Annotated in this window: 12 protein-coding genes; all 12 read left to right on the forward strand. The window is 57.6% G+C overall.

Annotated elements, in window-relative coordinates; translation table 11 throughout:
* Window positions 1-221 precede the first annotated feature (221 nt).
* Window positions 222-884, forward strand: coding sequence for a TetR/AcrR family transcriptional regulator (locus K3169_RS09320; RefSeq protein WP_027901091.1), 663 nt, complete (start codon window positions 222-224; stop codon window positions 882-884).
* Window positions 885-1024: 140 nt separating this feature from the next.
* On the forward strand, window positions 1025-1630 hold the full coding sequence (locus tag K3169_RS09325) for a DUF4823 domain-containing protein (RefSeq protein WP_027901092.1): 606 nt from the start codon (window positions 1025-1027) through the stop codon (window positions 1628-1630).
* A 9-nt stretch (window positions 1631-1639) separates the two neighbouring features.
* Window positions 1640-2200: a DUF1285 domain-containing protein gene (locus K3169_RS09330; protein ID WP_231665727.1), complete on the forward strand. Its 561-nt coding sequence runs from the start codon at window positions 1640-1642 to the stop codon at window positions 2198-2200.
* Between the two features lie 79 nt (window positions 2201-2279).
* The gene (locus K3169_RS09335) at window positions 2280-3290 is read left to right on the forward strand and encodes an aspartate-semialdehyde dehydrogenase (protein ID WP_263271178.1); all 1011 of its coding nucleotides are present in this window, start codon (window positions 2280-2282) and stop codon (window positions 3288-3290) included.
* 115 nt (window positions 3291-3405) lie between these two features.
* Entirely contained in the window at window positions 3406-6261 is a 2856-nt protein-coding gene (locus K3169_RS09340) for a FimV/HubP family polar landmark protein (protein ID WP_263271180.1), read from the forward strand.
* A 156-nt stretch (window positions 6262-6417) separates the two neighbouring features.
* Window positions 6418-7242 (forward strand): tRNA pseudouridine(38-40) synthase TruA, encoded by an 825-nt coding sequence (gene truA / locus K3169_RS09345; protein ID WP_122398133.1) that lies wholly within the window; start codon window positions 6418-6420, stop codon window positions 7240-7242.
* A gap of 61 nt (window positions 7243-7303) precedes the next feature.
* Window positions 7304-7924, forward strand: coding sequence for a phosphoribosylanthranilate isomerase (locus K3169_RS09350; RefSeq protein WP_027901097.1), 621 nt, complete (start codon window positions 7304-7306; stop codon window positions 7922-7924).
* 278 nt (window positions 7925-8202) lie between these two features.
* Window positions 8203-9123: an acetyl-CoA carboxylase, carboxyltransferase subunit beta gene (gene accD / locus K3169_RS09355; protein WP_231675733.1), complete on the forward strand. Its 921-nt coding sequence runs from the start codon at window positions 8203-8205 to the stop codon at window positions 9121-9123.
* Window positions 9120-10427 (forward strand): bifunctional tetrahydrofolate synthase/dihydrofolate synthase, encoded by a 1308-nt coding sequence (gene folC, locus K3169_RS09360; protein ID WP_263271181.1) that lies wholly within the window; start codon window positions 9120-9122, stop codon window positions 10425-10427. The genes accD and folC overlap by 4 nt, the downstream gene beginning before the upstream one ends.
* Complete coding sequence (locus K3169_RS09365) at window positions 10411-11088, forward strand: SPOR domain-containing protein (protein WP_231675735.1); 678 nt, start codon at window positions 10411-10413, stop codon at window positions 11086-11088. Before folC ends, K3169_RS09365 begins: the two co-directional genes overlap by 17 nt.
* Window positions 11089-11185: 97 nt before the next feature.
* A complete protein-coding gene (locus K3169_RS09370) occupies window positions 11186-11773 on the forward strand; it encodes a CvpA family protein (RefSeq protein WP_099269634.1) in 588 nt (195 codons plus the stop codon).
* A 12-nt stretch (window positions 11774-11785) separates the two neighbouring features.
* Window positions 11786-13294 (forward strand): amidophosphoribosyltransferase, encoded by a 1509-nt coding sequence (purF, locus tag K3169_RS09375; RefSeq protein ID WP_027901102.1) that lies wholly within the window; start codon window positions 11786-11788, stop codon window positions 13292-13294.
* Window positions 13295-13301: the final 7 nt, after the last annotated feature.

The raw sequence follows: 13301 nt of genomic DNA on the forward strand, positions 1-13301 counted from the left end.
TCCAACAGGGGGAGCGTGGTTTTCATGTGGGAGCCGAGCTTGCTCGCGATGAGACCAACACCATTCTTTTCCCCGAAGTGAGTTCCCGGATTGTCCGACACTCTCCCGTCAAAACCCGCACTTCACGCATTTAACGCACCATGGTCGGATGATCCGTGCAATTTCGCGCGGGTTAGGCATAATGCAGAGCTTCGATTTTGAGCCGTGCAGACCTTCTTAATATGCAAAAAGAACCTCGTAAGGTCCGTGAGTTTCGCCGTCGTGAGCAGGAAATCCTCGACACGGCGCTTAAGTTATTTCTCGATGAAGGCGAAGACAGCGTTACTGTCGAGATGATTGCGGACGCCGTCGGTATTGGCAAAGGCACCATCTACAAGCACTTCAAATCCAAGGCGGAAATCTATTTGCGCCTGATGCTCGACTACGAGCGTGATCTGAACGAGTTACTGCATTCAGCGGATCTGGAAAAGGACAAGGAGTCGCTTTCCCGCGCCTACTTTGAATTCCGCATGCGTGATCCACAGCGTTATCGCCTGTTTGATCGTCTGGAAGAGAAGGTCGTCAAAGGCAATCAGGTGCCAGAACTGGTCGAGGAGCTGCACAAGATCCGCGCCTCGAACTTCGAACACCTGACGCTGCTGATCAAAGGGCGGATCAACGAAGGCAAGCTCGAAGACGTCCCGCCGTATTTCCACTACTGCGCTGCCTGGGCGTTGGTGCATGGCGCCGTTGCGCTCTACCACTCGCCGTTCTGGAGCAATGTGCTTGAAGATCAGGAAGGCTTTTTTCAATTTCTGATGGATATCGGCGTGCGCATGGGCAACAAGCGCAAGCGCGATACAGATGTCATGGCCGATCCCAAGGCAGATTCCCCTGATCAGTAACCGGGCTGCTCCAAGGCTCTGTTTCAGGCATGCTGCACATTAAAACCCGCATTATTCAGCTTCCACGCACGCTCTGGCTCGGAAGCTGCATCCGACGACCATTCGCCGGTTTTCCGTCACCGGCATTTGGGAGGGGAATAATGCGTAGCCTGGTTCTGTTACTGGCGCTGTTGGCGTTGAGTGGTTGCATGAGTGTCAGCGATCTGGCCCAGGGCACCAAGGATCAACTGAGTGATGCCGGGATTCTCGACCACGGCGAAACCCGTCGTATCGGCAATTGGCGCATACAGGCTGACTCGTTCATCTATATCGCTCAAGGCGCGTTCGTACCGCCTAATTCCAGTCCCCATCCCAAGCAGAACGTAGTGGCTGAAGAAGCCTTCAACGGCTTCGTTGAATATTTCCCGATGGTTCGTCGCGCACGTACCCCATTGGGGCTGGATGAGGCAATGACCGAAGCCCGTGGTTTCGGCGCGCATTACTTGCTCTACACTCGATTTGCCAAGGCTGACGACCGGATCGGCAATACGGATGAATGGTCCGATCAGGAAGCGCTGGATCGGCTCGGTATTGATAACGGCGTGATCCAGTTGATGTTGATCGAAACCAGCACCCGCTATCTGATCGACACCGCCCGTATTCGTATTCGTGGCGGATTGCTGACGTTCTACGACAATAAACCAGAAGACCTGCTCGGCCCGCCGCTTGAGGAATATGCTCGCAGCCTGTTGGGTCTGAGTCGCTAAGGAGAAAAAATGACCGGTCCGGGCAAGGCCAATGATCTGTTCGCGCAGATCCCCAAGAGCAAAGGATTACCACCCGTTCACCTGTGGAATCCGGATTTCTGCGGCGATATCGACATGCGTATCGCGCGGGATGGCACCTGGTTCTACCTGGGTACGCCAATTGGTCGCAAACCCATGGTTCGTTTGTTTTCCACGATCATGCGTCGCGATGGCGACGATTACTTCCTGATTACTCCCGTGGAGAAGGTCCGGATTCGCGTCGATGACGCACCGTTCGTGGCGGTCAGTCTGGTGGTGGAGGGCGAAGGCGAGCAGCAGATTTTGCGCTTCTCGACCAATGTCGAGGATGATACCGAAGCAGGCCCGGATCACCCGTTACGCGTGATAGTCGATCCCCAGACTGAAGAGCCGGCCCCCTACATTCATGTGCGGGCCAACCTTGAAGCACTGATTCATCGCAACGTGTTCTACCAGTTGGTGGAGCTGGCCGTTTCCCGCGACATTGATGGTCAGCGCTGGCTGGGCGTCTGGAGTCACGGAGAGTTCTTTCCCATAGGCCTTGAGCCTTGAATCAATAAGTTGCCGCTCAATTGCTTGCTTTGTACTCGGCGGTTAAAGTGCCGCTCCCCGTTTTACCTGAGGTTTTTGCATGAATCAGTCCTTTGATATTGCCGTTATCGGCGCCACCGGTACTGTCGGCGAAACCATCGTCCAGATTCTCGAAGAGCGTAACTTCCCGGTTGCGCAGTTGCATCTGCTGGCCAGTATCGAGTCGGCAGGTCATTCCGTGCCGTTCAGGGGCAAAAATGTGCGCGTGCGCGAAGTCGACGAGTTCGATTTCAGCAAGGCGCAGGTTGCGTTCTTTGCAGCGGGTCCGGCGATTACCCGCAGCTATGCTGCCCGTGCGACCGCCGCTGGGTGTTCGGTCATTGATCTGTCTGGTGGGTTGTCCCCGGAGGAAGCACCGAACGTCGTTCCCGAAATCAATGGCGCTTTGATCGAGTCGTACGGCAAACCGTTTCAGGTGGGTAGCCCAAGTTCTTCCGGTGCAGCGTTGGCGCTGACACTGGCACCTTTGCTAGCGGTGCTGGACATTCAGCGAATCAGCGTCACGGCTTGTCTGGCGGTATCGAGCCAAGGGCGTGAAGGCGTCGCTGAACTGGCGCGTCAGACGACAGAGTTACTCAATGTTCGTCCGCTGGAGCCGCGCTTTTTTGATCGGCAAATGGCCTTTAACCTGCTGGCCCAAGTGGGTACGCCAGATGCAGAAGGGCATGTACCGCTGGAAAAACGTCTGGTCGCGGAGTTGCGAGAGTTGCTGGCTCTGCCTTTACTGAAGGTTTCTGCGGCAACCGTGCAGGCGCCGTTGTTTTTTGGCGACAGCTTCACGGTTTCGTTAGTGACGGCGGCATCTGTGAATCTCGGAGCGGTCAACAAGGCACTGGAGTCTGCGGCTGGAATCGAGTTGGTCGAAGCTGGTGATTACCCGACTGCGGTCGGCGATGCTGTAGGGCAGGACGTTGTTTATGTAGGACGCGTCCGGAGTGGGATCGATGATCCTTGTGAGTTAAATCTGTGGGTCACGTCGGACAATGTACGCAAAGGTGCAGCTCTCAACGCTGTGCAGCTCGCTGAATTGTTGATAAAAGACTATGTGTAAAAGATACTTGGCGGCAATTTGAAGAATCATTCTAGCCAGGCGTGTCCTCCAAGCTCCTGAGATGAGTACTTTTTACCTCTCGGATGCCGAGGAATTTTTTAACAAGGGATGGGCTATGGTTCAGGTTCGCAAACTGGTTTTAGCAATTGCTGCGGCTTCCGCGCTGTCATCTGGAATGGCGCATGCGCTGGGGCTTGGGGAATTGTCGGTCAAGTCGACCCTGAACCAGCCGTTGGTAGCCGAAATCGAACTGACGGAAGCGCAGGGGCTTAACGCCTCGCAAGTGGTGCCAAGTCTGGCAACCACCGCCGATTTCGCTCAGGCCGGTGTCACCCGTCAGGCGTTTCTCAACGACCTTACGTTTACCCCGGTGATCAACGCCAGCGGCAAGAGTGTCTTGCGTATTACCTCCAGCAGGCCGGTACGCGAACCCTTTGTGAAATTCCTCGTTCAAGTGTTGTGGCCAAACGGTCGCTTGCTGCGCGAGTACAGCCTGCTGCTGGATCCGCCTAAATATTCCCCGGAAGCGGCAGCCGCTGCTGCAGCGGCCGCTTCAGCTCCAGCTGCTGCGACCCAGTTGCCTTCTACGGCGCCGGCTGCCGAGCAACCGGCTGCTCCGGCGCCAACGCCAGCCGCCGAGACGCCGGCCGCACCAGCGCCAGTCGCGGACAGCAGTGCCCGGCAGGCCTCGTACACCACCAGCAATAACGACACGTTGTGGGAAATTGCCGAGAAAAATCGCAATGGCGGCACCGTGCAACAGACGATGCTGGCGATTCAGGCGCTGAACCCGGACGCATTCATTGGCGGCAACATCAACCGACTCAAGAAAGGTCAGGTATTGCGCTTGCCGACGCCTTCGCAGTCAACGACCTTGCCTCAGCCTCAAGCGATCACCGAAGTGGCTGCGCAGAATCAGGCATGGCGCCAGGGGCGTAGAACGCCTTCCGGCACGCGTCAGGTTGATGCAACCCGTCGCGATCGTGCCGGTGAGGCACCTTCCCGGGTGGAAGCGGGCGATAACCTGAGTCTGGTATCTGCAGGTTCAAATGCTGCGGGCAAAGGCTCTGCAGGCGAAAAAGAATTAAGCAACAAGCTGGCCGTGGCTCAGGAAAATCTGGACACCGCACGTCGTGATAACGCGGAGCTCAAGAGCCGCATGAACGACCTGCAAAGCCAGCTGGACAAGATGCAACGTCTGATTCAGCTGAAAAGCGATCAATTGGCCAAGATGCAGGCTGCCGGAGGCGTAGTTCCGCCTGCGACTCCGGGTGCGACGCCTGATGCCGCAGCGGCCGCAAAACCTGCTGACTCGGCCATGCCCGCCACAGTGGTTGGCGCGCCGGGTACGCCTGAAGCTGCTGCCAAACCGCCAGGCGAGATTGCCCCGGAAGATGCGCTACCAGCTGGTGCCGCTCAGGTCACCGCGCCTGGTGCAGATCAGCCGTTGGCCGTTGAGCCGGTAGTCGCGCCGGAGTCCGACGCGGATAACGCCTTCAAACAGTTGCTCAATAATCCGATTGTGCTTGGCATCATCGGCGGCGCTGTAGTGCTGTTCCTGCTTCTGTTGATGCTGTTCCTGGCCCGTCGTCGCAATGCCAAGGCCGAGGCCGAGAAGCACAAGCGCATGGCGCGTGCTCTGGCTGAAGAGTCTGACTTTGTGTCCGACATGGATATGGACGTGCCGCAAGCCAGTTTCGAAGGGTTGGGCGTTGCTTCGCCTAACGTGGCAATGACGCCACCGCCTGCTGCTGGCGGTCCGAAAGAGCGTCCGGCTGATCCGCTGGTTCAGGCTGAAATCCATATCGCTTACGGCCGTATGAATCAGGCGGTCGAACTTCTGGAAGAGGCTGTTAAAGAAGATCCTGCTCGTGATGATATCCGTCTCAAGCTGATGGAAATCTACGCCGAGCAGGGCAACACCAAGGCCTTCGCCGCGCACGAGCGCAAAGTGGTGGCACGGGGAAAGCATGAAGCTGAGGTCGAGCAGCTAAAGAGTCGTTACCCGACCATGGTTACCGCAGCTGTTGTGGCTGCGGCGGCAACAGCGACGGCTGCAGCAGTGGCCGCCGAACTGGATGCGAAATACGTTGAGGAGCTGCTGCTCGACGAAGAAGAACCGCAGCCGCCTGTCGCTGAAGTACAGCCAGAGCCAGAGCTGGCTTCAGAGCCGGAGCTGGAACCTGAGCCAGTCGTCGCAGCGTCAGTCCCTGAAGCTGAAGTTCCGGCTGCTGAGGTTGATGACTTCGAGCAGGATTTCGATCTGAGCCTTGACGATCTGGAACAGGCTTCGCCGGAGCACGTGGTCGATCTGACCGCGCCGGCAGAGGTGAGCGATTTCGAGCTGGATGCACCAACACCTGAGCCTGAGCCGCAGGAGCCGAGCTTTGAGTCGCTCCTGAAGCAGCAGACTGAAGCGCCCGTGGTCAGCACGCCTGACGACCTGGACGATTTCGATCTGGATCTGGCGGAAGACGAACCCGGGCTGACCACGGAAGATGATTTCTTGCTCAGCCTCGACGAAGAGCCGTTGGACCTGGGTGAGCCTGCTCCTGTAGTGGCAGCCGAACCTGAGCCTGAGCTGGAGCACGATCTGGATTTGCCGGATGACTTCGACCTGTCGCTGTCTGACGAAATTGAGTCTGATCCTGCCGCACAGGCATTCGCTTCCGAGATTGAGGACGTCAACGCGGAACTGGAGCGTTTGTCGCAGAATCTTGAGCACCCGCCGATGGCAGAGCCTTTCGATACGCCTAGCTTCACCGCTGATGACATGGCGTCGATGGATGATGAGCCAGAGTTCGATTTCCTGTCCGGCACCGACGAAGCCGCCACCAAGCTCGATCTGGCACGCGCCTACATCGAAATGGGTGACAGCGACGGCGCTCGCGATATCCTCGATGAAGTGGTGTCCGAGGGTAATGACGGTCAGAAAACCGAAGCGCGGGACATGCTCTCTCGTCTGGTCTGATTCGTTACCGCTGTGTTGCAACGGCCGCTTATGCGGCCGTTTGCATTTATAGCGTCGGGCACATGGCGTCTTTTTTCGACGGCCCTATAATGGCCGCCATTTTGCAATCCGACAGGCTTTTACCTCTTGGCGAACATAGATAACCCGGCAGCCGAAATGGCTGCTGAAGGCTTTTCCCGAATTGCGCTCGGGGTCGAATACAAAGGCTCGCGTTATTCCGGTTGGCAGCGTCAGGCATCCGGTGTGCTGACGGTTCAGGAAACCCTCGAAAACGCATTGTCGAAAGTCGCCGATTCGCCAGTCTCGTTGATGTGCGCCGGACGAACCGATGCCGGTGTGCATGCCTGCGGGCAGGTCGTGCATTTCGATACGCAGGCCCAGCGCTCGATGAAGGCCTGGGTGATGGGCGCCAACATCAATTTGCCCCATGACATCAGTGTCAGTTGGGCCAGGGTCATGCCTGCAGATTTCCACGCTCGCTTCAAAGCCATCGCACGCCGTTATCGCTACGTGATCTACAACGACCAGATCCGTCCGGCGCACCTGAATCAGGAAATTACCTGGAACCATCGCCCGCTGGATGTCGAGCGCATGGCGCAGGCAGCGCAGTACCTGGTCGGGACTCATGATTTCAGTGCTTTCCGTGCAGGGCAGTGTCAGGCCAAGTCGCCCGTCAAACAGCTGCATCATCTGCGGGTGACGCAGCACGGCAAGATGATTGTCATCGATATACGTGCCAATGCGTTTCTGCACCACATGGTGCGCAATATCGCTGGTGTGCTGATGACCATTGGCGCAGGAGAGCGGCCGGTTGAGTGGGCGAGCGAGGTGCTGGAAAGCAAGGTGCGTCGAACGGGCGGGGTGACCGCGCACCCGTTCGGGCTTTATCTGGTACAGGTGGAGTATCGCGACGAGTTTCCACTGCCTGAGCGTTATATCGGGCCGCACTTTCTTACGGGCTTCTCGGAACTTGACGGCTGACGCCTGTAACAGCATTTGTTAACATCCGGGCCTTTCCCGAAAGGCTTGAGGTTTTCTTTACATGTCAGCCGTTCGCAGCAAGATCTGCGGGATTACCCGCATAGAAGATGCATTGGCTGCCGTCGAGGCGGGTGCCGATGCCATCGGCTTCGTGTTTTACGCCAAAAGCCCAAGGGCAGTGAGCGTTCAACAAGCGCGGGCAATCATTGCCGCCTTGCCGCCGTTTATCAGTACGGTGGGTTTGTTCGTCAATGCCAGTCGTTGTGAGCTCAACGAAACCCTGGATGCTGTGCCGCTGGATATGTTGCAGTTCCACGGAGATGAGACGCCTGAGCAGTGCGACGGCTATCATCGTCCGTTCATCAAGGCATTGCGGGTGCAGGCGGGTGACGATATCGCTGCCAGTTGCCGTTTGTACTCTAGGGCGAGCGGTATCCTGCTCGACACATTTGTCGCAGGCGTTCCAGGCGGTACGGGTGAAACCTTTGACTGGGCGCTGATCCCGAACAGTCTTGAAAAGCCGATTATCCTGGCAGGCGGTTTGACCTCTGCCAACGTGGCTCAGGCCATTACCCAGGTTCGGCCTTACGCGGTAGACGTCAGCGGCGGTGTTGAGAAGAGCAAGGGCATCAAGGATCATGACAAGATTCGTGCGTTCATGAGCGCAGTGCACGGCTGCTGATGGCGGTTCGATGTGACGGGTTTTCGTCAGCCACCGTCCATAATCCTGTCTGTGCGACAGGCAGGCAGTCCCGGATATGCGGGTGGATTTTTTACGGGTGAGGTTCGAATGGCCTCGCCACGGTTGTTGAATCGCGATTGAAGCTGTGCGGCTGGCACGCCACGATATTTGGCAGCCACCGACAAGCTGCTTCAATTCATTTACGAATTAGTTAAAAGGGCATGCGCAGGGTGCTGAGTCACCCGGCGTTCGAGCCACCGGTACTGGAGATATAGAGCATGAGCAACTGGTTGGTAGACAAACTGATCCCTTCGATCATGCGTTCCGAGGTCAAGAAGAGCTCGGTTCCTGAAGGCCTCTGGCATAAATGCCCATCCTGCGAAGCGGTGCTTTATCGTCCAGAGCTGGAAAAGACCCTGGACGTTTGCCCCAAGTGCAACCACCACATGCGCATCGGCGCGCGTGCTCGTCTGGATATCTTCCTCGATGAAGAAGGTCGTTCCGAAATCGGTGCCGATCTGGAGCCGGTTGACCGTCTCAAGTTCCGCGACAGCAAAAAGTACAAGGATCGCCTCGTCGGTGCCCAGAAACAGACCGGTGAAAAAGATGCACTGATTTCCATGAGCGGATCCCTGTTGGGCATGCCGGTTGTGGTCTCGGCGTTCGAGTTCTCCTTCATGGGCGGTTCGATGGGCGCGATCGTAGGCGAGCGCTTCGTTCAGGCTGCCAACTATGCGCTGGAAAATCGCTGCCCGATGATCTGCTTCGCCGCTTCCGGTGGCGCGCGTATGCAGGAAGCGTTGATCTCGCTGATGCAAATGGCCAAGACTTCGGCCGTGCTGGCGCGTCTTCGCGAAGAAGGCCTGCCGTTCATTTCCGTACTGACCGACCCGGTTTACGGCGGTGTTTCCGCGAGTCTGGCCATGCTGGGTGACGTGATCGTCGCTGAGCCAAAGGCTCTGATCGGCTTTGCCGGTCCTCGTGTCATTGAGCAGACCGTTCGTGAAAAACTGCCGGAAGGCTTCCAGCGTAGTGAGTTCCTGCTGGACCACGGCGCTATCGACATGATCATTCCTCGTCAGGAACTGCGTCAGCGTCTGGGTAACCTCCTGGCGCAAATGATGAACCTGCCGACACCCAAGTTCGTCGCGCCGGTTATCGAGCCAATCATCGTTCCTCCGGCGCCCGCCAACGTATGACGCCAGGATCCCTGGGTGATTGGCTCGCCTATCTGGAGCAGTTGCATCCCTCTGCCATTGATATGGGGCTGGACAGGTCGCGACAGGTAGCGCAGCAATTGGGTTTGACCCGGCCTGCGCCCAGGGTGATTACGGTAACCGGTACCAACGGCAAAGGTTCGACCTGCGCCTTTCTGGCTTCGTTGCTCCGTGCTCAGGGTCTTAAGGTCGGTGTTTACAGTTCTCCGCATTTGTTGCGCTACAACGAGCGTGTGCAAGTGCAGGGCGTTGAGGCCACTGATTTAGAACTCTGCGATGCGTTCGCCGCTGTCGAGGCTGCGCGTGGCGATGTCACGCTGACCTATTTCGAAATGGGGACTCTGGCGGCTTTCTGGCTTTTCGAGCAGGCGGCGCTTGATGTCGCCGTGCTTGAGGTGGGCCTGGGTGGTCGTCTCGATGCCGTCAACCTGATCGATTCCGATCTGGCGGTAGTGACCAGCATCGGTATCGATCACGCGGACTGGCTGGGCGATACCCGCGAGTCCGTAGCGTTCGAAAAGGCGGGGATTTTCCGCGAAGGTTGCCCAGTGCTGTGCGGTGATCCTGATCCTCCTGCGCCACTTCTCGACAAGGCCAAACAACTCAATTGCCCGCTGATGCTGCGCGGCCGTGAGTTCGATCTGACGATCAATGAGCGGAACTGGAGCTGGACGGGGCGAGACGGGCAGGGGCAGCGGGTTGAATTGCTTGATTTGCCATTGCTTGACCTTCCTATGGAAAACGCAGCCTTGGCGTTGCAGGCTTATCTATTGCTGGATATTGCCTGGCAGCCGGAGCTGATTCTTGCTGCATTGCTCGATACACGGATCATCGGTCGTCTGGATCGTCGCGCCTTCAACTGGCATGGCAAGCGGCTGAATCTGCTGATGGACGTGGGGCACAACCCCCACGCTGCGCAGTTTCTGGCGCAACGCATGGCTCAGCGTCCGGTGGCAGGAAAGCGCTTGGCGGTCTTTGGTCTGTTGGCTGACAAGGAGCTGGAAGGTGTCGTTGCCGAGCTGGCTTCCAGTATCGATGACTGGGCTGTTGCACCGCTTCCGACCTCGCGCAGCCGACCAGCAAATGATTTGCACGTGGCACTTGAGAACCTTGGTGCGCACGTGACGTCCTATCAGAGTGTTGCGCTGGCACTTGAAGCCCAATGCGCGCACGCTACAGCCGATGACGAGATTTTGCTGTTCGGGTCTTTTTACTGTGTTGCCGAGGCCCTGGAATGGTTGACCCGGCACGCCATAGAGGAAGCTGCAAATGGCTTTGCTGGATAACGTATTCAAACAGCGAATGGTCGGTGCCCTGGTGCTTATCGCCGTGGCGGTGATCTTCCTGCCTATGCTGTTCACACGTCAGGATGAGACGCGCCACGTTCAGGTCGATGCGCCCGCTGCTCCGCAAGCGCCTGCAGCGCCTCAAGTGCAGGTTCAGCCAGTGCCGGTGCCTGAGCCTCAGGTTCCCACTCAGGAGCCTATCCCTGGCGACGATGAAATAGCTGCGCAAAGCCAGGCACCGTCCATGCCGATCGCTCCGGCTCCGCCTGAAGTGAAGACTACGACCCCGCCTGCCGTCAAGCCGGCCGCCAAGCCAGCTCCGACGCCAGTTCCGACGCCAACACCGGCGCCAGCCCCGGCGGCGCCTGCAGCACAAGCGACTGCCAAACCAGCCACGCCGTCAGGTGTCGACGCTAACGGTCTGTCGGTAAGCTGGTCGGTACAATTGGCGAGCATGTCCAACCGTGCCAACGCCGACAACCTGCAGAAGACCCTGCGCACTCAGGGCTATAACGCCTACATCCGTACCGCAGGCGGCGTGAACCGGGTGTTTGTGGGTCCATTGATCGAGCGTGCAGAAGCTGATCGCTTGCGTGATCAGCTCGACAAGCAGCAGAAGCTCAAGGGCATTGTGGTGCGCTTTCAGCCTGAGCAGGGTTGATGCTTTTCAGATGATTGCACAGCTGCCGGAAATGCTGCTTACCGGCAGGCTGGCGCTCTGCTAAAATGCGCCGCCTTATCTGTTTGCAGGCTCAAACGTGCCCTTTACCCCGGTCGACTGGGCGATCTTCGCGATCGTCGCTATCTCCGCTCTGATCAGTCTCAAGCGCGGCTTCGTCAAGGAAGCCCTGTCTCTGGTGACCTGGATCATTGCAGGCGTCGTCGCCTGGATGTTTGGCGCGGGATTATCAGGTTATTTGGTCAACTACATCGAAACACCATCGTTTCGGGTTATTGCGGCCTGTACTATTCTATTCGTCGCCACCTTGCTGGTTGGCGCAATGATCAACTTTCTTATTGGGGAACTGATTCGTGTCACCGGGCTTTCCGGGACCGATCGCTTTCTCGGCATGGTCTTTGGCGCAGCGCGCGGAGGCTTGCTTGTAGTAGTGGCCGTCGGGCTGTTGAGCCTGGGGCCGGTACAACAGGATCAATGGTGGCAGCAATCGAGGTTGGTGCCGCAATTTCTCATGGTCGCTGACTGGTCGAAAAACCTGATTCTCGGGATGTCCAGCAAGTGGCTCGCCAGCGGAGTCAGCGTACCTGCTGAACTGCCGTTCAAGGAACACCTTCTGCCGCCTACAATGCCGCAGGAAGTGCTCGGTAAATCCAGTTCCACTAAGTAGGGGTTGTGTCGCATGTGTGGCATCGTCGGTATCGTCGGTAAGTCGAACGTCAATCAGGCGCTGTATGACGCGCTCACCGTCCTCCAGCACCGCGGCCAGGACGCTGCCGGTATCGTAACCAGCCACGACGGCCGGTTATTCCTGCGCAAGGACAACGGCCTGGTACGTGATGTGTTCCATCAGCGCCATATGCAGCGTCTGGTCGGGCACATGGGTATTGGTCATGTGCGCTATCCAACGGCAGGCAGCTCGACTTCAGCTGAAGCCCAGCCGTTTTACGTCAACTCGCCGTATGGCATTACGTTGGCGCACAACGGCAACCTGACCAACGTTGAGCAACTGGCCAAGGAGATTTACGAATCTGACCTGCGCCACGTCAACACCAATTCTGATTCGGAAGTGCTGCTGAACGTTTTCGCTCATGAACTGGCCGTGCGCGGCAAGTTGCAGCCAACCGAAGAAGACATCTTCGCTGCTGTCACTGACGTGCATAAACGCTGCCGTGGCGGTTACGCCGTGGTTGCGATGATCACCGGTTACGGTATCGTCGGTTTCCGCGATCCGGACGCCATCCGTCCGATCGTTTTCGGTCAGCGTCACACCGATGAAGGCGTCGAGTACATGATTGCCTCCGAGAGCGTCTCACTGGACGTGCTCGGCTTCACCCTGATTCGCGATCTGGCGCCGGGCGAAGCGGTTTACATCACTGAAGATGGCAAGCTGCACACTCGTCAGTGCGCAACCAATCCCAAGTACGCACCGTGCATTTTCGAGCACGTCTATCTGGCGCGTCCGGACTCGATCATCGACGGTATCTCGGTCTACAAGGCGCGTCTGCGCATGGGCGAGAAGCTGGCTGACAAGATCATGCGCGAGCGTCCGGATCACGACATCGACGTGGTTATCCCTATTCCGGACACCAGCCGCACGGCGGCACTGGAACTGGCCAACCATCTGGGCGTCAAGTTCCGCGAAGGTTTCGTCAAGAACCGCTACATCGGCCGTACGTTCATCATGCCCGGTCAGGCCGCGCGCAAGAAATCCGTACGCCAGAAGCTCAACGCCATCGAGCTGGAGTTCCGCGGCAAGAACGTCATGCTGGTGGATGACTCCATCGTGCGTGGCACCACTTGCAAGCAGATCATCCAGATGGCCCGTGAAGCCGGTGCCAAGAACGTTTACTTCTGCTCCGCGGCACCTGCCGTTCGTTACCCGAACGTCTACGGCATCGACATGCCAAGCGCTCATGAGCTGATCGCTCATAACCGCAGCACTCAGGACGTTGCCGATCTGATCGGTGCCGACTGGTTGATCTATCAGGACCTGAATGACCTGATCGAAGCGGTGAGTGGCAGCAAGAAGATCAAAATCGACAACTTCGACTGCTCGGTCTTCGACGGCAAGTACGTGACCGGTGATATCGACGAGCATTACCTGAACAAGATCGAGTCGGCGCGTAATGACGCCTCCAAGGTCAAGACCCAGGCGGTCAGCGCGATTATCGATCTGTACAACAACTAATCATCAC

This window comes from Pseudomonas phytophila (genome assembly GCF_025643095.1).
GTDB lineage: Bacteria > Pseudomonadota > Gammaproteobacteria > Pseudomonadales > Pseudomonadaceae > Aquipseudomonas > Aquipseudomonas quasicaspiana.